General features: G+C 67.2%; 8 protein-coding genes. 4 read left to right on the forward strand and 4 right to left on the reverse strand.

Translation table 11 applies throughout. The features are described 5' to 3' along the window. The first annotated feature begins 243 nt into the window (after nucleotides 1–243). Nucleotides 244–12,441, forward strand: coding sequence for a filamentous haemagglutinin family protein (locus ACX12D_RS08625; protein ID WP_459373665.1), 12,198 nt, complete (start codon nucleotides 244–246; stop codon nucleotides 12,439–12,441). A gap of 151 nt (nucleotides 12,442–12,592) precedes the next feature. Further along, nucleotides 12,593–13,315 (forward strand): RNA polymerase sigma factor, encoded by a 723-nt coding sequence (locus ACX12D_RS08630; protein ID WP_459373666.1) that lies wholly within the window; start codon nucleotides 12,593–12,595, stop codon nucleotides 13,313–13,315. Nucleotides 13,316–13,557: 242 nt separating this feature from the next. Here the strand turns inward: ACX12D_RS08630 and ACX12D_RS08635 are convergent, their stop codons facing one another. Both ACX12D_RS08635 and ACX12D_RS08640 read right to left on the reverse strand, forming a co-directional pair. Beyond that, nucleotides 13,558–14,364, reverse strand: a complete 807-nt coding sequence (locus tag ACX12D_RS08635; RefSeq protein WP_459373667.1) for a hypothetical protein — start codon at nucleotides 14,362–14,364, stop codon at nucleotides 13,558–13,560. A 38-nt stretch (nucleotides 14,365–14,402) separates the two neighbouring features. Continuing rightward, nucleotides 14,403–15,221 carry a hypothetical protein gene (locus ACX12D_RS08640; protein WP_459373668.1) on the reverse strand — a complete coding sequence of 273 codons (819 nt, stop codon included), beginning with the start codon at nucleotides 15,219–15,221 and terminating at the stop codon, nucleotides 14,403–14,405. Nucleotides 15,222–15,580: 359 nt separating this feature from the next. On the opposite strand from ACX12D_RS08640, the gene ACX12D_RS08645 reads away from it, so the two are divergent. Next, entirely contained in the window at nucleotides 15,581–18,676 is a 3,096-nt protein-coding gene (locus ACX12D_RS08645) for an acetoacetate--CoA ligase (protein ID WP_459373669.1), read from the forward strand. Between the two features lie 54 nt (nucleotides 18,677–18,730). Continuing rightward, nucleotides 18,731–19,522 (forward strand): 4'-phosphopantetheinyl transferase family protein, encoded by a 792-nt coding sequence (locus ACX12D_RS08650; RefSeq protein WP_459373670.1) that lies wholly within the window; start codon nucleotides 18,731–18,733, stop codon nucleotides 19,520–19,522. A 26-nt stretch (nucleotides 19,523–19,548) separates the two neighbouring features. Here the strand turns inward: ACX12D_RS08650 and ACX12D_RS08655 are convergent, their stop codons facing one another. Together ACX12D_RS08655 and ACX12D_RS08660 are read right to left on the reverse strand one after the other, a co-directional pair. After that, nucleotides 19,549–20,364 (reverse strand): shikimate dehydrogenase family protein, encoded by an 816-nt coding sequence (locus ACX12D_RS08655; RefSeq protein WP_459373671.1) that lies wholly within the window; start codon nucleotides 20,362–20,364, stop codon nucleotides 19,549–19,551. Between the two features lie 63 nt (nucleotides 20,365–20,427). Next, entirely contained in the window at nucleotides 20,428–21,405 is a 978-nt protein-coding gene (locus ACX12D_RS08660; protein ID WP_459373672.1) for a 2-hydroxyacid dehydrogenase, read from the reverse strand. Nucleotides 21,406–21,418: the final 13 nt, after the last annotated feature.

Raw genomic sequence — 21,418 nt, forward strand, 5'->3', positions numbered from 1 at the left:
AAAGTCAAAAAAATAGTTGAGGGATCTGGCGGTAGCCATTCGTCTTGTCTCAGCGAGTTCCTGTTGCCGCTTACTGCGAAGCGGAACCAAACAAAACTCGAAGGACGTGGCAGCCCGGCACCGGGCGGGCTGCCGTAGCGGAATCGACTCAACTATTGGGCAGGACTTCAGATGAGCACACGCGGGCGCAAGTGCGCAATAGCGAAACCACGACACCTGGCACCGGCGGCATGGCCATTGCGCATGGCGCCGCTGACCCGGGCCGTTGCCATGCTGCTTGCCACTGGCGGGGTCTGGGGTACGGCGCAGGCGCAGCAGGCATTCAGCAGTGCGTGGTTTGCGGCCAAGGGCGCGGCGCAGAGCGCGGCGCAGCAGACTGGGCGCCTGCCCAACGGCATGCCGGTGTCGGCGCTGACGAGCCCCTCGGCCCAGCAGCAACAGGCCAATGCCGAGTTGCAGCGCTCGCTGGCCAACCTGGGTGCGGCCGCGCAGGGCATCGCGGCGATGCAGGCCGCGCAGGCCAGCGCGCGTGCGGCCGCCGCGGCGGCGAACGCCACGGTGCCGGACGGGCTGGCCGAGGGCGGCCTGAAGATCGACACCAACAGCCTTACGCAGGGCTGGGTCAACGCCAACGCGCCGGCGCAGACGGTGGCCGACGGCAAGACGACGGTGGCGATCAAACAGACCGCGGACCGCGCGGTGCTGAACTGGGAGACCTTCAACGTCGGGCGCAACACCACGGTGGATTTCAAGCAGCAGGCGGACTGGGCGGTGTTGAACCGCGTCAACGACCCGCAGGCGCGGCCGAGCCAGATCCAGGGGCAGATCCGGGGCGACGGCACGGTGATGATCGTCAACCGCAACGGGGTGATCTTCAGCGGCACCAGCCAGGTGGATACGCGCAACCTGGTCGCGGCGGCAGCCAGGATCAGCGACGGCCAGTTCAGCAGCAACGGCATCTACGGGTTCAACGGCACGGCGCCGAGCTTTACCGATGCGCTGGGCAAGGTGGAGGTGCAGGCCGGCGCGCGGATCGCCACGCGCACGCCGGCCACGGTGACGCAGGGCGGGGGCTATGTGCTGCTGCTGGGCGGGGAGGTCAGCAATGCGGGCACGATCGCCACGCCGCGCGGACAGGCGGCGCTGGCCGCGGGCGACAGCTTCGTGATCCGGCGCGGGGTGGGCACCGACGGCAACACCACGTCGACCACGCGCGGCAACGAGATCTCGCCGCAGTTCGTGGCCGGCGGCAGCGCGGGCAAGGTGGCCAACAGCGGGCTGATCCTGGCCACGGAGGGCGACGTGACGATGGCCGGGCGCGACGTGCAGCAGCTCGGGGTGGCGGTGGCGACGACCACGGTCAACACGCGCGGCACGGTGCACCTGCTGAACTCGGCGGCGGACACGCAGGGGCGGGTGACGCTGGGACCGGGCGCGGTGACGGCGGTGCTGATCAACGACGACGGCAAGACCACGGCGCTGGACAGCCAGCGCGATGCGCTGATCCAGGACTCGGCGGCGCAGGACCTGCTGCGCGCGGGGGCGGCGATGGGGGTGTTCGACAACCTGTCGAGGCTCTCGGACCGGCGCGACCAGTCGCGCGTGGAGATCGTCAGCGGGGGCGACGTGCTGTTCCATGGCGGCTCGCTGACGCTGGCCACGGGCGGGCAGCTCGCCGTGAGCGCGACGGGTCGCAGCTTCGTGGCCAACCGGGCGCAGCTGGATGTGTCGGGGGCGGTGGGCGTGGCGCTGGCGATGGACACGAACAACGTCAAGGTCAATGTGCAGGGCAACGAGCAGCGCGACGCGCCGGGCAACCGCGACAGCGGGAACCTGCTCAATGCGAATGTGTGGATCGACCGGCGCCGGCTGGTGTATGTGCCGGCGGGCGTGGGCGGCTACGCGACCGAGCGCTGGTACACGGGGGGCGGGCTGCTGGAGGTGGGCGGCTACCTGGGCAACCAGGGACACCGGATCGGCGAGTGGGCGGCGCAGGGCGGCACGGTGACGCTGGGCGGCAAGGAGGTGGTGACGCAGGCGGGCTCGTCGATCAACCTGTCGGGCGGCAGCCTGGACGTGCAGACGGGGTACCTGAGGCAGACGTGGTTCAAGGGGGCGGACGGGACGCTCCACAACGCCGATAACGCGCCGGCGGGGGTGTTGTACACGGGGCTCTACACGGGCTTCAACGACGAACACCCGCGCTGGGGCAAGACGGCGACGCAGTTGTATGCGAGCCCGCTGATCGCGCCGCAGCAGGTGCTGCAGAACGGCTACACGGTGGGCCGCGACGCGGGCCGCCTGCAGGTGAGCGCGCCGACGGCGGTGCTCGAAGGCGAGGTGGTGGCCAAGGTGTTCAACGGCGCGCAGCAGACGCAGGCGCGCGCGGCCGGCCTGGCCGACGGCTACAAGCAGGGGCAGTACGCAGTGGCGCAGGCGGGCGGGCTGGCGCTGGGGCAGTACACGGGGCCGGGGCGCACGGGGGTGTTCACCAGCGAGGTGAGGATCGGCACGGAGGCGGGCGTGACGCCGGGCATGGGGGCAGCGGACGCGCTCGACCCGCAGCGGCAGAACACGGTGTGGCTGAACGCGGGCATGTTGAACGGCTTCCAGCTCGGCGCGCTGGACCTGGCCAGCGGAGGCCGCATCGTGGTGAGCCAGCCGCTGGTGCTGGCCGACGGCGGCCAGCTGAGCCTGGTGGCGCCCAACGTCGACGTCAATGCCAACATCACGGCGCGCGGCGGCACGGTGAACGTATCGAACCTGTTCACGCGCGCAGGTGACCGCTATCCCGGCGCGCTGATGACGGCCGATGGCGCATCGCAACTGACGCTCGAGGCCGGCAGGACGATCGACGTGCGCGGCGTGTGGACCAATGCGCGCATCGATCCGGCCAGGCTTGCCGGGCTTGCCTATGTCAATGGCGGCAACGTCACCATCGACGGCTCGCAAGACGTGACCATCGCCGGCGGCAGCGTGATCGACGTCTCGTCCGGCGCGGCCATCCTGGCCAGCGGCAAGACCATGGGCGGCAAGGGCGGCAATGTCACGCTGATTGCCGGCGACGTGTCCGGCGGCGTCAGCGCTGTCACCGGCAATATGGTGCTGGACGGTGTGATCCGCGCAGCCGGCGTCAACGGCTGCGGCACGCTGACCTTGTCCTCGCCCAACAATGTGCTGGTCGGCGACAACGCCTCGCTGGCCGGCGGCGTGCTGGCCGCCGGCACGGCGGCGCCGTTGCGGATGCAGCTCACGCGGCCGCTGACCATTGCCGCCGGGCAGCCCTTGCCCTTCACGCTGACGGAGGCGCACAACACGCTGCCGCTCGATGTTCCCGTTCCCATCGACATCTCGCTCTCGGGCGGGTCGGGCATACCGACCGCGGCGGACTGGGTCGTCGCGAACGGGATGAGCGCTTTGTATGCCAGAGGCGCCGATGGCAACCTCATCTACTATGGCCCCGGTCAGGTGGTGCCGGCCGGGACATTGATCATCGGCGCGTCCGGGTCCGGCACGATCCCGGCCGGGACCGTCATCCCCTCGCGCGTTTTCCCGCAGGGCCTGCAGATCAACCCTTACCGTCTCGTCTATGCCGCCGGCTCGGTGCAGGCGCAGGATATGACCTACCAGGCCGGCACGGTGATTCCACCGGGCACGGCCCTGCCACAGACGGTGTCGGTGGCGCCGGCCCCGGCGCTCAGCCCCGCGTTCTTCCGCGCGGGCTTCTCCAACTACGACATCAATGCCGGGCTGGGCATGCTGGTGGCCGGTTCCGCCATCGCGCCGGCCATGCCCGTGTACCGGATCACCGCCGGCAGTCTGGTGGCGCCCTCGGGCAGCGATCCCTCCGCGGCGATGTCCTTGTGGTTGCCACCGCTGTATGCCGAGCACCCGCAGAGCGCGACGCTCACGCAGCGCGGCGGCGCCAGCCTGACGCTGCGCTCGCAGACCCGCAGCCAGAACGGCCTCCTGATGGGCGGCGGGTCGATCATCATGCAGAAGGACGCCTCCATCACCGTCGATCCTGGGCAGAGCATCAAGATCGACGCCACCGGCCAGATCGATATCGAGGGCACGCTGACGGCACACGGCGGCAGCATCAGCCTGATCAACGAAGCGGACGGCTCCATCGACACCCCGCGCAATTTCGATGCGGCCGGCGTCGGCCGCGGCGTGTCGGTGTGGGTCGGCCCGAGCGCCAGGCTCGATGTCTCGGGCCAGGGCTACGCGGCGGTGGATGCCCAGGGGCGCAGCTATGGCACGGTCATGGATGGCGGCACCATCAAGCTCAGCGGCGGCACCGCGTTCGTGGTGGTGCGCCCGGGCGCCGAGCTGGACGCCAACGGCGCCCGCGTCGTGGTCGATGCGGGCACGGTGGACGCGCGGGCCGCGGCGGGCGGCGCCCTCACGCTGGCGAGCAATGGTGGCGCCATCTCGCTCGATTCGCTGAGCGGGCTCTACCTGGACGGCACTCTGCACGCCGCCAGCGGCGGTGCCGGGGCCAGCGGCGGCAGCCTGTCGATTGCGCTGCTCACGCCCTATTTCTCCAACCTGGGCGGAGCGCTGCCGGCCAACGTCCTGGTGCCGAGCATCATGACCGTGGCGCAGGCGCAGCCGTCGCCGTCGCTGCCCGCGGATCTCGCTGCGGGCACGAACGCCGCCGCGCTGGCCTTCGGCCGGGCCGCCGTCAGCGCGGACGCGGTCAAGGCCGGCGGCTTCGACGCGCTCGCGCTGCGGTCCGGCGACTACATGCAGTTCTCGGGTGACGTCGCGCTGGCGCTCGGCAAGAGCGTGTCGCTGACGGCGGGGGCGTTCACGTCGGGGCCCGTGCTGGCGGGGTCTCCCGATGCCTCCACGCCGCCGGCCAGGGGCAGCGTGCGGATTGCCGCGCCGTACGTCCTGCTCAGCGGGGTGCCGGTCATCGTGCCGGACGGCAACAGCAGCGGCACGATCTACAACCCGCGCAGCACGGGGGCACCGACCGTCGCGACCTTCGAGGTCGATGCGAAGCAGATCGATATCCAAGGGCTGCTCGCTTTCTCGGCGGAGACCCGGCGCTACGATTCGTCCATCTACGACTGGGTCTATACACCGGCTCCGGGTTTCCGCACGACCCGGCTGGTCAGCCAGGGCGGCATCCGCTTCCTGCCCACCACCGTCGACCAGGGGACGACGCTAGCCAGCGCCTGGGACATCGACCTGCAGGCCGCCCAGGTGTACCCAGCCACCAATGCGAGGGCCACCGTCATCGCGGGGCAGAACAATCCGGGCTACGTGGCGAAGCTGACGATCGGGCGCACCACGCCAGACCTGCCGGACGCCCCCCTGTCCGTGTTCGGCAGCCTGAGCTTCCAGGCGGCCATCATCGAGCAGGGCGGCATCGTGCGCGCCCCCTTCGGCGCCATCACGCTGGGCACCAACTACCCGGCGACGCAGCGGGTCGACCTGTTGCCCGGCAGCCTGACCTCCGTCTCGATGGCAGGCCTGACCATGCCCTATGGCGGCACCGTCGACGGCGTGACCTACACCTACGGCGGTGCCAGCGTGCGGCCCCTGGACCTCACCGGCTTCACCGGCAACAGCATCCTGCGGTCCGGGGCCGGTATCACGCTGGACGCGCAGGCGGTCAACGTCCAGGGCGGCGCGACGCTGGACCTCTCCGGCGGCGGCACGCTGACCGGCGCGGGCTTCGTTTCGGGCCGCGGCGGCTCGGTCAACATCCTCACCACGCCGCTGGTCAACGCCAACCCGGCCACGCCGCTGAGCAAGGCGAGCGACAAGGTCTACGCCATCCTGCCGGGCTATGCCTCCGGCTACGCGCCGGTGGCGCCGGAGAACGGCGCCGGCGACCCGGCCATCGGCCAGCAGATCGCCGTGGGCGCGGGCGTGCCCGGCCTGCCGGCGGGCACCTACACGCTGCTGCCCTCCAACTACGCGCTGCTGCCCGGCGCCTACCGGGTGGAGCTCGGCGCGGGCGGCGGCAAGCCGCTCGGCGGCGTTGCCTCGGTCGGCAACGGCACCTATGCCACCGCGGTCCAGACCGGCACCGCCAACACCGGTTTCCGCGGCGCCTTGCCGCTGACGGCGCTGATCACGCCGGGGACGGCCGTGCGCCGCTATGCGCAGTACAACGAGCAAGGCTACGCCGACTTCTTCACCGCCGGGGCGGCGCAGTTCGGCGGCCTGCGCCCGCTGCTGCCGGGCGACGGCAAGATCCTGCAGATCAAGTTCGAGCAGCCCGGCACGCCGCCGGGCACCTCGGCGCTGAGTTTCGCGGGGACCGCGCGACTGCGGGGCGACGCGGGCGGGATCGACGGCTCCGTGGCCCTGTCGAACGTGGGCGAGATCGTCGCGGACGCCGCCACGCCGGGGTTCGGCGGCACCTCGGTCCGCGCCGCGGACCTGAATGCCATCGCATCCCCGCGACTGCTGATCAACGGCACGGTGGGCGTGATCAACGGCACGCTGATGTTCCAGGGCGGGCAGGACCTCGCCATCCGCGACGGCGTCACGCTCCGGGCCGGCGAACTGGTGCTGATCGGCGGGAACATCGGCGTCGGCAACAACGTGACCTTGAGCACCATCGGCCAGGGCGGGACGCCGTTCGACTCGGCCTCCACCGGCATGGGCTACACCACCGGCTACGGTACTTCGGTGCTGGCGTTGTCCAACGGCAAACTGGACTTCCTCGGCTCGCAGGGCACCGGCGCCATCACCATCGGCGCAGGGTCGCAGCTGTACTCCGAGGGCACGCTGGCGTTTGCCACCAACGGCGGGGTCAACATGGACTCAGGCGCCCGCTTTGGTTCGCGCAATATTGCACTGGCCATGAACACCATCAACGTCGGCAGCAGCGGCGACATTGCCGCAGCGGGTGCCCCGGCCGGGCTGCTGTTCGACCAGGCGCTGTTCAACCGGCTGGTCAGTGGCGATTTGCCGCAGGGCGTGCCGGCACTGCAGACGATCGCGCTGGGTGCGTCCAGCGCGATCAACCTGTTCGGCAGCGCCGGCCTGGACGCCGCCGGCGCCGGCATCAACCTGGTGCTGAACACGCCCGCGATCTATGGCTGGGGTGGGGCCGGCGATCATGCCACCATCGCGGCGGGCAAGATCACTTGGAACGGCATCGCCGGTGCCACGCCGCCGGCGATCGTGGGCAATGGCCCGGGAACGGGCCTGGGCACGCTGGACCTGGTGGCCAGGGAGATCGACCTCGGCCAGTTCGTGTCGCTGGACAATAGCAAGGCCAGCCGCACGGCCTATGGCTTCGGCAACGTCAACTTGAGGGCCAGCGAGAAGATCGTGTCGGCCGGCAACGGCTCGCTCTTCGTCTACCAGGCGGCCAGCGCGGACCCTGGCGCGGTGTTCGGCCAGAGCGGCACGGGCGGCAACCTGACGCTGGCAACGCCGCTGCTGACCGGCATGCAGAAGTCGATCATGGCCTATACGGCGGGCGGGGCGCTGAACGTGGTGGCGCCGCAAGGCCAGGCGCCGAGCCAGGCAGGCTCGACCATCGCGGGCGCGGAGATCGACCTGGGCGGCGACAGCGTCGCCATCGGCAGCACCATCCTGCTGCCAAGCGGCAAGCTGGTGGTGAATGCCACCCACGACATCGCGCTGGACGCCGGCAGCCGCATCGACCTGAGCGGCCAGCCGTCGACCATCCAGCGGGCCACGGTCTATGGCTTCGGCGGCACGGCCAGCTTCAACAGCGCGCAGGGCGGCGTGGCGCAGGCAGCCGGCGCGGTGATCGACGTCTCGGCGATCCATGCGATTGCCGGCGAGATCACGATCGATGCGGGCAACGGGCGGGTCGCGCTGAACGGAACGCTGAATGGCGGCGCGACCGATGGCCAGGCCAGCGGCGGCTTCAGTGCCAGGGCGGCTAGCTTCGCCGACTTCGCGGGGTTGAACGCCGCGCTGACCCGGGGCGGCTTCTTCGATGCCCGCAGCTTCACCGCCAGGCAGGGCGACCTCGTGGTTGGCGATGGTGTGAAGGCGCACAAGGTGTCGATCGCAACGGACGGCGGGCAGCTGACCGTGACCGGCACCATCGATGCATCGGGCGCGGCCCCTGGCACGATCCGCCTGTCGGCCGCCAACGGGCTGACGCTGGCATCGGGTGCCGTGCTCGATGCGCATGGCACCGTGCTGCAGGCCGATAGCTACGGGCTGCCGATCGAGGCCAGGAACCGCGGCCACGTGGAGCTGAGTGCGGCCCATGGGGTGCTGATGCTGTTGCCTGGCGCGACCATCGACCTGTCGACGCCGGGCAGCGTGGCCTATGGCGATGTCGTATTGAATGCGCAGCGCGTCGGCGCGACCGCGGCGAGTGCGACCGGCATGGGGGCTCCGGCCAATGCGACCGGCAGCGATGTCGCCATCTCGGCAGCCGGACCGCTCATCATCCGCGGAGCGCGCAGCATCCAGCTCAACGGTTTTGCCACCTATGCGAACGCGCCGGCCGATCCGGGCGATCCCGTCGGCCAGGTCATCACGCAGGGCTGGCTCGATCTCGTCGATCGGGACAGCCAGGCCTTCATGGCCGGCGCGCTCGCCAATGCCGGCCTGCAGAGCCGCATGGCGGGGCTGTCCGCCTATGGCAACGCCCTGCACCTGCGCCCCGGCGTGGAGGTGGTGAGCGCCACCCCGCAGGGCAACCTGACGGTATCCGGCGATATCGACCTGGCCGGGTACCGCTATGGTCCCGGCGCCGACCGCGATGCCACGTCCGCCAGCTACGGCGCGGGCGAGCCGCTGGCCCTGGTGATCCGGGCCGGCGGCAACCTCGCGGTCAAGGGAAGCATCTCCGACGGCTTCCGGGCGGTCGCGGGCAAGCCGGCGGTCTATGACGGCATCCTGGACATCACCAATAGTCCCGAGTTCTCGCTCCAGGATGGCTACTGGGGCACGCCGGGTGCCAGCTATGTCGCGTCGAAGGATGTCTACCTGATGACGAGCTGGACGGTGCCGAATGACGATTTCTACAACTACCTCGGCGGCCTCATCGGGTCGGATGGAACCATCTACTACGTCGGCGACACGATCCCCGCGGGCACGAAGCTGTCCGCCTCGGACGGCCTGCTGTTCGAGGCCGGGATCCGTCTGCCGGGTGTCGCGACGACGCTGGTCAGCAAGGGGGCTCCTGGCGCGGGCGCCGCGTCGGCCGCGGCGGCGATGCTGGCGGCCGGTGCGCCATCCGCGTCGCTGCGCCTGGTTGCCGGTGCCGACCTGGCCGGCGCGGACCAACGCGCCTTGCAGACCGTGCGCGCGCTCAATGGAGGCGGCAATCTCACCCTCAGCGATCCGAGCTACAACGCCTCCTTGAACGGCACCTTCTTCAGCGTGCTGCGCACCGGCACCGGCAATCTCGAATTGCTGGCCGGTGGCAGCTTCAGCGAGGCGACCCCGTACGGCGTCTACACCGCGGGCACGCAATCGGCGCCGATCCTGGCAGCGGACGGCAGCAATCCCTACGACATCATCGCCACGCGGGGCGGCGGCCTGCATGCCTGGTACCCGGAGCATGGCGGCGACCTGCTTCTCATGGCCCAGCAGGACGTGACGGGCAGCGTGCAGATCGCCAACAACAATTCCCGCTATGTCGATTCGGACCTGACCGGCAACTGGCTCTGGCGCCAGGGCGGCGGCGTGTCCGCCGATCCCACGGCATGGTGGATCAATTTCGGCACCTTGACGCGGACCTCCGGCTGGAAGGTGGATAGCTCCATGACCGGCTTCCAGGGGATCGGCACCCTGGGCGGCGGCAACCTGAGCGTGATTGCCGGCCGCAATGCCGGCGTGACCGGCAGTGGCCCGACCGGGCTCGACCTCGCGGTGGCCTCGACCGGGCGCGTGCTGGCCGACGGCACGGTGGTCGCGACCGGCGGCGGCGATCTCACGCTGAAGATCGGCGACGGGCTCAATGCGGTATTTCCGACCGCCATTCAGGTGCCTGACTACTATGGCGCGATCACGAACCTGCGCGGCGACATCAACGTGAATGCCGGCTCCATCGGCGCGCTCGCGGTCGCGCAAGGCGGCACCCTGTTCACGTCGTTCGATCCGCGCGCGGTCGAAGCCAACGTCTTCAAGCGCTCGGCGAAGACGCCCGGTCCCACGGTGACGCCAGGCGACGGTGTCGTCAACATCGCCACGCGCGGCGACCTGGTGATCGCGGGTGCCGCCGATGCCGGCATGGGCACGCCGGTCGATCAGGCCGGCATTCCCTATCTGCTGCGCAACGCGGACGGGAGCACGACATTCGTCCCGAATGGCGGTACCTCCGCATTCAGCCTCTGGACGCCGGGATCGGCGATCCGGCTGTATTCCGCCGGTGGCGATGTGGCGCCGTTGCCGGGCGGGACCGCCGGCAACAGCGTGCAGAACAGCAACGGTTTCTATCCGGGCACGCTGATCGTCGCGGCTGCCAACGGCGATATCCGTTTCGCCGAGCCGTTGCCGGGCCTCTCGTATCCGGTGCTCGAGCTGGTGCCGTCGCCGCGCGGCCAGCTCGAACTGCTGGCGGCGGGCTCCATCTATGGGTCGAGCCAGGTGGTGGCCATGTCCGGCGCTGACATGAGCACGCTGGCGACGCCATTGCGCCCGGTCTTCGAAACGGCGGTCGGTGGCGGAGGCACGAACAATGCGAGTCCGACGTCGGCCTATCTGGGCTTTACGCGCAGCAGTCCGATCGCGTTCGGGCCGGACACGCCGCTGGGAAATCTCCATGCGGCCGACGATCGGCCGGCCCTCGTTTATGCCGGCAAGGATATCGTCGACCTGACGCTCGGCCAGGTACAGAATCCGTCGCCAGGGTTCGGCCCGGGCTCCTTCCAGCCGTTCCCGACGACCTGGTACGCCGCCGCCAAGCCGTTCCAGGTCATCGCCGGGCGCGATATCGTCGGCACGGGCACGACGCCGAGTGCCTTCCTGAACCTGGATGCGGGCGACATCACGCTGATACAGGCCGGCCGCGACATCTTCCGCCAGTCGGTGACGATCGCCGGGCCGGGCCTGCTCCAGCTGCAGGCCGGGCGCAACCTGTACCAGGGCTATGACGGCGCGCTGACGAGCGCGGGCGATGTCGTCAACCCGTCGAACAAGTCGGGCGGGGCCGGCATCACGGTGCTGGCCGGTGTCGGCGCGAACGGCCCCGACTACACGGGCTTCGCCAAACTGTACTTCGATGCGGCGAACCAGTTGAACGCCGGCACGCCGCTGGCGGGCAGCGGCAAGGTGGCGCATGCCTACGACGGAGAACTGCTGGCCTGGCTGCGGCAGCGCTTCGGCTACAAGGGAGCGGCGGCCGATGCGCTAGCGTATTTCCTGGCGCTGCCTGGCGAGCAGCAGGGCGTCTTCGCGCGGCAGGTCTACTTCCAGGAGTTGCTGCTCGGTGGACGCGAGTACAACGACCCGGCGAGTTCGCGCTACGGCAGCTACCTGCGCGGGCGCGAGGCGATTGCGATGCTGTTCCCGAGCGCTGACGCGCAGGGCAGGGCGATCGGCTACCAGGGCGACATCACGATGTTCAGCAGCATCACGGGCTCCAGGACGGTGAACGGCCAGGCAGTACCCGTGACGACGGACGCCGGCATCCGCACCAACTTCGGCGGCGACATCCAGATGCTCAACCCGGGCGGCAGGACCCTCATCGGCGTGGAGGGCGTGCCGGCGGGGACCGGCGCGGGCCTGATCACGCAAGGGGCGGGCGATATCGCCCTCTACTCGAAGGGTTCGATCCTGCTGGGCCTGTCGCGCATCATGACCACCTTCGGCGGCAGCATCCAGGGCTGGTCGTCGGAAGGCGACATCAACGCCGGCCGGGGTGCCAAGACGACCGTGCTGTACACCCCGCCCAAGCGGGTCTACGACGGGCTGGGCAATGTCACGGTCTCGCCAAACGTGCCGTCCTCGGGCGCGGGCATCGCCACGCTGAGCCCGATTCCGGAGGTGCCGCCCGGGGACGTGGACTTGGTGGCGCCGCTGGGCACCATCGATGCCGGCGAGGCGGGCATCCGGGTCTCGGGCAATGTCAACTTCGCGGCGCTGCAGGTGGTAAACGCGGCCAACGTGCAGGTTCAGGGGAAATCGACTGGGCTGCCGGTGGTCGCCGCCGTGAATGTGGGGGCGATGGCCAATGCCAGTTCGACGGCGTCGCAAGCTGCCGCCGCTGCGCAGGATGCGATGACGCGTGATCGCGCAGCGCAGCGGCAGAACCTGCCTTCGATCTTCACGGTGCGCATGCTCGACGCTGGCACGGAGTCGTCGTCGCCCGCTGATGGCGAGAGCAAGAAGGCGCCTGCTGGCGGCCTCCAATCCAGCGTGCCATACGATCCGGCGAGTCCCGTGCAGTTCGTCGGCCTGGGCGGGCGCTTCAATCCTGCCCAGCTGGAACGACTGACCGACGACGAGCGCCGCAATCTGAAACAGATCCGGTAGCAGCTAATCCAGCGGCATCCGCGCCTATCGTGGCATCGCCTTCTCCAACGCCTCACAGCGTTCGGCATGACGGCGTCGAGGCGGGAGTGTTGGCGCTGGAATCACCCGTGCGGTTAAGGACTTCGTAGTGGAACACGGAGATGGACGTCTCATGGATACGAGCATTCCGCATTGCATCAAGGCTCCCGGGACAACTGGCGGCGCGGCCGGTGCGGCCTCCCATGCTGGTGAGTCCGGGGTCGTCCTGCGCGACTTCCTGGTATCGAACTATGACCAGCTCCGCCGACGCCTGACGCGCCATATTGGTTGCCCGGACATGGCGTGCGACAGCTTGCAGGAGGCGTGGCTGCGCCTGGGGAGCGCGACACTCCCTGACGCGGTACGTAGCGCCGAGGCTTACGTGTATCGCGTCGCTTGCAACCTCGCGACGGATCAGTTGCGTGACCGTCGTATTTGGCCATCGCTGGCCGATGCGGACACCGTGTTCGAGCATCTTGCCGACCATGGACCGGGGCCGGAAGCCGTCGTGGAAGCGCGCTCGGATCTGGCGGCGCTCGATCGTGCGCTGGAGAACGTTCCGGGCCGTCACCGGCGCGTGCTGGTGGGCCTGCGCCTGGAAGAACTGACCCGCGAGGAAGTGGCTGCACGCCATGGCATTTCGCTGCGCAGCGTGGATACGGTGCTGCGTCAGACCCTGGACTACTGCGCGACGCAGACCGGGCGGCGCGCCGTCGGGGGCGTCAACACGCCGCGGCGCGCGTTACCGCACGAGAGAAAGAGGGACTGCGGTGCCTATGCATCGGAAGAGGAGGCGCCAACCGGGGCGTACTCCGCGCTTGTGGATACCGCCCATTCCTTATGCACGGTCGAATAAAGGGCGACGAGGCGCGCGCCGCGCCGCGGTACGAGGTCGACTTCCCGCCTCACCGCGACCGAACGGGGACGAGACCGCGCCAAAGCGGACACGGGACCCATTTATAATCGGGAAGAACCAGAATCGGTTGGAATGACGAGGATTGCATGCTTACGGTATGGGGCAGACGTAGTTCATTCAATGTGCAAAAGGTGTTGTGGCTTATTGGCGAGCTAGGCATTCCGTACAAGCACATACTACGCCTAGCCATTTGGGTATTCCTGAGCGATCAAGTTCGCGCGCAAAGTCGCGAACTGATTGGTCATATCGCTAAGCAGGTAGAGATCGCGGCGACGGTTCGTGGGCTGTGACGCCTGGGAATCGTAGTCGACAGGCAGTGTAATCTCCTGCGCAGCATAAGCGTTCATACCTTGTGCCCTGGAAATTTGTATAGCCCGCTTGGCTTGATCCCGATGTGTGACGATCGCCACCGTACCCATTGCCGCCGCTGTTCCTTTAAGCGCAATAACGGCTGCCGCCACGTTATCGAGGGTTGGATAGGTGATCGTGCCGTTGCTTGCGACGACGGGTGGCTTGACCGATTGAAGGTTCGTACTGTTCATCTGGTACTTGGACGCGAGCACGCTCGCCACTTCCCATTGTGCAAATACCATGACGGGCTTCAATTGATAGAGCTGGTGCACGGCATCTGCAATCTTCTCATTGATGGGGCCCGGTGCGGGCAGCGTGGACTGAGTCGTTCCGCTGCCGATTGCCGCATTGGGTCGGTCGCCAAAGCTATAGGCGACAATGGCACTGACCTGAGCCGCGTTGATTGAAGGAAGGTCCCAGGTGAAGAAGATGTCCTGCAGATAGGCTACTTCGGAGTTGGCGGTCGTCGAGTCGTTCAGCTCTAGGATCAGTTTGCCGATCATCTGTCGCTTGAGCTCGGCGTCGGAAACGAGAGTGTCGGCTGCCATGGCATTCCCGCTGACACTCAGTGCTGTCGCCATGACGGGTAGCGTTGCGACTGTCGATGCGGAAAGAAGAAATTTGCGGCGTGTTGACATGATTTGAATGGATGTGCTTGGGGGATAGTCGCCGCGATTTAGCCGTGGGGGTAAGCCTGAGCGATCATGGTTCCGGTCTTGACGGCCAACTGGGCATACATGTCGTGCGCGAGGTAGAGATCGCGGCGACGCGTCCAGGGCTGCCCTGACAGTGGATCGTAGTTAACGGGCAGCGCGACCTCCTTGACAGCGTACGCATTCATGCCGCGCGCCGTGGAAGTGTTTATGCAACGTTTCGCGTGGTCGCGATGGCCAACGACGGCGACCGCACCCAGCGCTGCAGCAGTGCCTTCAAGGGCGACGATCGCGGCTGCCACGCCATCGGTGCTCAGGTAGGTGATCGTGCCGTCGCTCGCCACAATCGGCTCGATCGATTGAAGGTTGGCACTGCTCATCTGGTATTTGGACACGAGAAAGCGCGCAATTTCCCATTGCGCGAATACCTTGACCGGCTTTAGTTGATAAATCCGGTGCACCACGTCCGCGAGTTCTTCATTGATGGGTCCCGGGTCGGGTAGGGCGACTTGATTTGCCCCGGTGCTGGACGTATTGCCACTTGCGGTGTTGGGCCGGTTGCCAAAGCCGTACGCGACGATGGTATTGACCTGTGCTGCGGGAATCAAAGGAAGGTCCCAGGTGAAGCCAACATCCATCAGGAATGGTTCAATGACATTGGCAGTCGATGCGTCGTTCAGCTCTGCGCTCAGTTTTCCGATCATCTGCGCCCGGAGTTCGGCATCGGAGATTGGCACCTCTACCGAATTATCGTTTCCACCGCATGCACTCAGTGTTGCTGTCAGTAGGGGAACCGTCGCGGCGGCGGCTGTGGAGAGAAGAAATTTACGGCGAGTTGACATGCGCGTGGATATTGCCCAGTTGGTATGTGAAGTGCAATCTTCTACATCATCTCCGTTACTTGCTCATGACATTGCCAGTAGGAGCCAACGCACGGTGCTCATATGAGCATCGGCAGTGCCGATTTGATAGTGACTCGCTCGTCGCTGTGATGGCGCCTTGCTGTTTCAGTGAAGTCGCCCCGGGGTCACGAACTTGTTGAAGCCCCAGTCATGTCCACGCCAGCTGGCCGGTCGTTGCCTGTGGTTTGGCAATAGTTCGTGCGATTTCGCACAGAGCAAAATATGGCGAGTCACTAGTCTGGATCATCAGAACACGCCGTTGCTTCGAACGGTGTGCGCCGGTCTCAGTGGAGAATCGGATGGATCGCTTTTGCCCGTTCGACGCGTCGTTCTGCCCCATCGCGACCGTGGGACGCGTACCCATTTATAGCAGCACGCCCCAGTGCGCCGCAGCGTCGCAAATGACGGCATTCACCACTGCCCTGCAGGCATATACCGGCCAAGTCTTCAATGACTACGATACGCTGCACGACTTCTCGGTACGGGAGTACCGGACGTTCTGGCAATGCTTCGTGCAGTGGTCGCAGGGGCTCGAGTGGTCCGGCAGCACTGAGCCGGTCTGCGTCGGCGACGAGTGCGAGCATGCCCGCTTCTTCCCGCAGCTTCAACTGAACTACGCGGACAACCTGCTTGGCCTGGCGGTAGCGGCACCCGACACCCCCGCGCTGACCGCATGTCACGCAGATGGCCGACGTGTACGACTGACTCGCGGCGAACTGCGCGATCGAGTAGCTTGTCTCGCGCATGCGCTCTCGGAGTTGGGGCTGCGCGATGGGGACCGCGTGGTTGGTGTGATGCGCAACGACGCAGACGCGGTCGTTGCCGCGCTGGCCGTCACCGCGCTCGGTGCAACGCTGTCGACCGCTGCGGCCGAGATGAGCGTCGAGACGATCCTCGATCGCTTCGCGCCGCTAGCGCCACGGCTGCTGTTCGCGCACGCCGCGGAGCGGGCGTTCGACACGGGCATGTCGCTGGCGGATAACATCGCCGATCTGGCTGCTGCGTTGCCGTCGCTGCAGGGTGTCGTCCGGCTCGACGACGGAACCTTGCCCGGCACCGTCAAGCAGCGGATCTATTCGCTTGGTGAACTGATCGACAGCGGCGATGCCGGGAGGTTCGTGTGGCGGCGCTTCCCGTTTGACCATCCGCTTTTCATCATGTTCTCGTCGGGCACTACCGGCAAGCCGAAGTGCATTGTGCACGGCGCCGGCGGCAGCTTGCTCGAGCATCTGAAGGAGCATCGGCTGCACTGCGACCTGCGGCCCGGCGATCGATTGTACTTTCACACCACCTGCGCGTGGATGATGTGGAACTGGCAGTTGTCGGCGCTCGCGTCCGGGGCCGAGATCGTTACGTATGACGGTCCGATCTCGACGGTCGATGCGTTGTGGCGTCTCGTCGCCGACGAGCGCGTCACCGTGTTCGGCACAAGTCCCGCTTACCTGAAGATGTGCGAGGACGCGGGCCTGGTGCCAGGGCAGCAATTTGATCTCGGCGCACTACGCGCGATGATGTCGACGGGTGCGGTGCTGTTCGACGCGCAGTTCGAATGGGTGCGCGATCACGTGAAGCCGCTGCCCCTGCAGTCGATCTCGGGCGGCACGGATATTCTCGGCTGCTTTGTGCTAGGGAATCCGAACCTGCCGATCTATGCGGGGGAAGCCCAATGCAAGAGCCTCGCGCTCGATGTTCAGGCGTGGGAACAGGGTGCCCGCACCAGCCGGATCGGCGAGCTGGTCTGCGCGAATCCGTTTCCTTCACGTCCGCTCGGTTTTTTTGGCGACACGGACGGCAAGGGGTTTCACGCTGCCTATTTCACCAGCAACAAAGGTGTCTGGACGCACGGCGATCGCATCGAATTTTCGCCGGAAGGCACCGCGCGGCTGCACGGCCGTTCCGATGGAGTCCTGAATGTGCGCGGCGTCAACGTCGGTCCGGGCGAAATCTATCGTGTGCTGAGTGATATCCGGGACATTCGCGACGCGCTGGTGGTCGAGCAGCGGTCACGCGTCACGCCGCCTGACCGCACGCACGCGGAAAGGTACGACCAGCGCATCGTGCTGCTGCTGGTCTTGCACGATGGCGTCGCGCTGACTGGCGCGCTGGCCGCCCGAGTGCGCCGCGACCTCGCACGTCGTGCCTCGCGATCGCACGTGCCGGACCGGATCATCGCCGTCGATGCGTTGCCGGTCACTTATAACGGCAAGCTGTCCGAAGCAGCCGCGCGCAATGCGGTCAACGGCTTGCCGGTCGGCAATGCCGCGGCGCTACGCAATCCTGGATGCCTCGACGCGATCCGGAACCATCCGGCACTGAACCTTGCGGCGCGCGAATTGCCAGCCGTCGGCGAGTCGCGCGAACAACTGGAACGGCATTTGCAGGTGTTGTGGGAGAAGCTGTTCGACTTCGCACCGATCGGTCGCGACGACAACTTCTTCGACCTGGGTGGTCATTCGCTGCTCGCAGCGCGGTTGCTCGCCGACGTGCATCAGTCGACCGGGCGCACGATTCCACTCGCGACGCTGCTGATCGCGCCGACGATCGCGCGCCTCGCCGCGGCGATCGACGAGGGCGCACCGCAGCCGCCGTCGCCGATCCTCGTGCCCGTGCGCGCCGGCACCGGGACGCCGCTATTCCTCGTGCATGGCTTGAGCGGCTCGGTGATGGAATGCTGGGGGCTGGTCTGCGCGCTGCGTAGTCCGCGTCCGGTCTATGGACTGCAGGCACGAGGCCTTGATGGCGAGCAGCCGACACAGCGGTGCGTCGAAGACATGGCGGCCAGCTACATCGAACAGATGCGCACCGTGCAGCCCGACGGACCGTACGCGCTGGCCGGCTACTCGTTCGGCGGACTGGTCGCCCTTGAGATTGCGCAACAGCTGATGCGCGCTGGCGAGCACATCGATTTCCTGTGCCTGCTCGATACCTATGTGCACGAGCATTTCCTGCCATGGCGTGCTTGGATGCGGTACTGCTGCAGCAATTCGAGCTACCAGTGGCGCAGGCTGCGCGCGGTGCCTGCGTCGCAGCTTTTCGGTTACCTGACGTACATGCTTGGGAAGGCGGCCAATCGCGTGGGAATGAGCCTCGGGCGCATGACGCGCCGGCCGGACGCCTACACCGAATCGTTCCCGCCTGCGCTTTGGCGCGTGCGCGAAGCGATGAGACAAGCAACGACGACCTACCGGCCGCAGCCGTATCACGCGGGGCCGATTGTCTATGTGCGCGCGGCGATTCGACATCAGGATTGGGGTGATCCGATATCGCTATGGCGGCGTGTCGCGCGCGGCGGCTTGATGATTGCAGAAGTGCCTAGCGACCATGCCGATATGCTCGTCGAACCGAATTTGCAGGTCATCGCGGCGCTACTGGACGAGGGGTTGGCAAACGCATGACGCGGCAGGTGTGTTTCATGAGGCGCCGCAAGGCGTGAGTGGGGATCGAACGGCATGCAGCACGATCTTGTCACCGCACGCAACGCGGGGCGTACCGCGTCGCCTTTATTGCCTGATCCGAGCCACCTCTCGTTGCCGGATAGCGCCGTGCATGTGTGGGTGCTGAATGACGATCTTATCGAACCAGCATGTTCGACGCTCGCCCACACGCTTTCGCCGGATGAGCGACAGCGTGCCCGAGCCTACAGACATGAAAGGAATCGCAACGCCTTCATTGCCCGTCGAAGCCTTCTCCGCTGGCTGATCGGCGGCTATCTGACCTGCAGACCCGAATCCCTGCGCTTTTGTGTTACGCCGTTCGGCAAGCCCGTCTTGCAGTGGCCGCACGCCGCAAAGCTCGCATTCAGTGTTTCCCACACTGACGGGATGACGCTGCTCGCTTTCGCATGGGATTGCCGCGTCGGCGTGGATGTGGAGCGATGGATTGACGGCCTGGACGTTGCGGGCATTGGACGCGGGATTTTCTCTCCGATCGAGGAGGAGGCGCTTGCGCCGGCGCGCCCCGATTCGGCCGCCACCGTGCTCAGTATCTGGACCCGCAAGGAAGCTCTGCTGAAGGCGCTCGGCATGGGTCTCTCCGGCGAGCCGAATGCCTATACGACAGAAGACGATTTGCAAATCGGCGAGGGCCGCTGGCGTGCTTCGCATCACGGCACAGCCATTTCCGGCTGGACGTGTCTTGATCTCGTCCTCGAGCCGGAAGTCCGCGCAGCGCTAGCCGTGTCGCTAGAAGCTGCAAGCGTCACCTTCCATCGTTGCTCGTTATCGACTCGGGCAATCAGCTGACCAATTCGACGGCCATGCTGCACCGGCTAAGACAAGCGCGCGATCTCCTCCAGCAGTGCCGCCTCCATCGCCTCGATCGGCGCGCGTGCGCAGCCGGTGTAGAACTCGACCTGGGCGCAGGCCTGGTGCAGCATCATGCGCGTGCCGTCGATGGTGCGGCAGCCAAGCGCGGCGGCATCCCGGATCAGCTTGCTTCTGACCGGGATAAAGGCGGCGTCCATGACGATCAGGTGGGCGGCGAGCTGCCCGGCCACGGGGTTGACATCGGGCGCGCGAAAGCCGGCGGCCGTTGCGTTGGCGAGCATGTCGAAGTCTGCCGCCTGGAAGTCGGACAACGCGCCGCCAAAGCGCAGGCCAAGCGACGCGGCCAGTTCCTCGCCGCGCGCCGCGGTGCGGTTGAATACGGTCACGGCGGCGCCGGCCTCGCGCAATCCATAGGCCATGGCCCTTGCCGCGCCACCCGCGCCCAGCAGCGCGATGCGCTTGCCCGGCAGTTCGGTCACCTCCTGGAAGGCACGGACAGCGCCGATGCAATCGGTGTTGTAGCCGGTCAGCACCCCATCGACATTGTTGATGGTATTGACGGCGCCGATGGCGCGCGCGGTCTCGTCGAGGTGGTCGAGGTGAGGGATCACGGCCTGCTTGTGCGGCATCGACACATTCATGCCGCGCACGCCCAGCGCGCGGATCGATTGCACGGCGCCGGGCACGTCCTGCACGCCGAAGCAGACGAAGGTGTAGTCGATCTCCAGCGCCCGGTAAGCCGCATTGTGGATGCGCACATTGAAGGTGAAAGGCTCGCCCATGATCGAGCCGCACAGCGTGGGAATGGAACGGGGCATTGCGGATGGTCCTTGCGGGAAAGTTTGGACAGCGGTTTAAGCAGCTTATGCGGTTTAAGCCACCTAGGCGGCCATGGCTGTCAGGTCGAAGCGCGCGGCGGGTGGCCGGCCCGCCAGCGCATCCAGCAGATTGCGCGTGGCCAGTTCCGCCATGGCGCGGCGGGTTTCATGCGTGGCTGAGCCGATATGGGGCAGGGCGGTCACCCGCGGATGGCAGCGCAGTGGTGAATCCTGCGGCAGCGGCTCGGTGGCAAAGACATCGAGCCCGGCCGCGCGCAGGTGGCCGCTGTCGAGCGCCGCGAGCAGCGCGTCTTCCTGCACGATCTGGCCGCGGGCGCCGTTGACAAAGATGGCCCCCGCTTTCATCAGCGCGAACTCGCGCTGCCCCATCAAGCCACGCGTGTTCTCGGTCAGCGGCAGCGTGACGGCGACGATATCGGCGCGCCGCAAGGCGTCGTCGAGTTCCGTGCGCGTGGCGCGCCCCACGAGATCGGGTGGCTCGGCGGCAGTCTCGTTGACGTAAAGCACCTCCATGCCGAAGCCAAGCGCCGCGCGGCGTGCCACCGCCTGGCCGATACGCCCGAAACCGAGGATCGCCAGCGTCTTGCCGTGGACGTCCCAGCCGAACAGGCTTTCACCGATATTGGCGGTCCAGCGGCCTTCGCGCACATGGGCGGCGAGCTCGACCAGGCGGCGGCTGGCCGCCATGATGAGCGCGAAGACGGTGTCGGCGGTGGTTTCGGTGAGTACGCCGGGCGTATGGCACAGCGCGATGCCACGCTGGCGCAGGCAGGCGAGGTCATAGTTGTCGACCCCCACCGAAATGCTCGAGATCACTTCCAGCTGGCCGGCTTCCGCCAGCTCGGCCGCGCCTAGCTTGACGCTGGAGCCAATCAGGCCGTGGGCGTTTGCCAGCGCGGCGCGAAAGGCCGGCCGTTGCGCCGGCTGGCGCGGGTCGGCGACGATCACGTCATGCTCCGATTCGATCCGGGCGAGCAGGTCGGACGGAATGGGACGAAACACCAGTACATTCTTGCGCATGGGAGATCCTTGC

It is taken from the genome of Cupriavidus sp. PET2-C1, assembly GCF_054515855.1.

Excerpts from the sequence above, each read along its gene's own strand:
- ACX12D_RS08655 (WP_459373671.1), bottom strand. The coding sequence starts at position 20,364 with ATGCCCCGTTCCATTCCCACGCTGTGCGGCTCGATCATGGGCGAGCCT.
- ACX12D_RS08660 (WP_459373672.1), bottom strand. The coding sequence starts at position 21,405 with ATGCGCAAGAATGTACTGGTGTTTCGTCCCATTCCGTCCGACCTGCTC.
- ACX12D_RS08630 (WP_459373666.1), top strand. The coding sequence starts at position 12,593 with ATGGATACGAGCATTCCGCATTGCATCAAGGCTCCCGGGACAACTGGC.
- ACX12D_RS08640 (WP_459373668.1), bottom strand. The coding sequence starts at position 15,221 with ATGTCAACTCGCCGTAAATTTCTTCTCTCCACAGCCGCCGCCGCGACG.
- ACX12D_RS08625 (WP_459373665.1), top strand. The coding sequence starts at position 244 with ATGGCGCCGCTGACCCGGGCCGTTGCCATGCTGCTTGCCACTGGCGGG.
- ACX12D_RS08635 (WP_459373667.1), bottom strand. The coding sequence starts at position 14,364 with ATGTCAACACGCCGCAAATTTCTTCTTTCCGCATCGACAGTCGCAACG.
- ACX12D_RS08645 (WP_459373669.1), top strand. The coding sequence starts at position 15,581 with ATGGATCGCTTTTGCCCGTTCGACGCGTCGTTCTGCCCCATCGCGACC.
- ACX12D_RS08650 (WP_459373670.1), top strand. The coding sequence starts at position 18,731 with ATGCAGCACGATCTTGTCACCGCACGCAACGCGGGGCGTACCGCGTCG.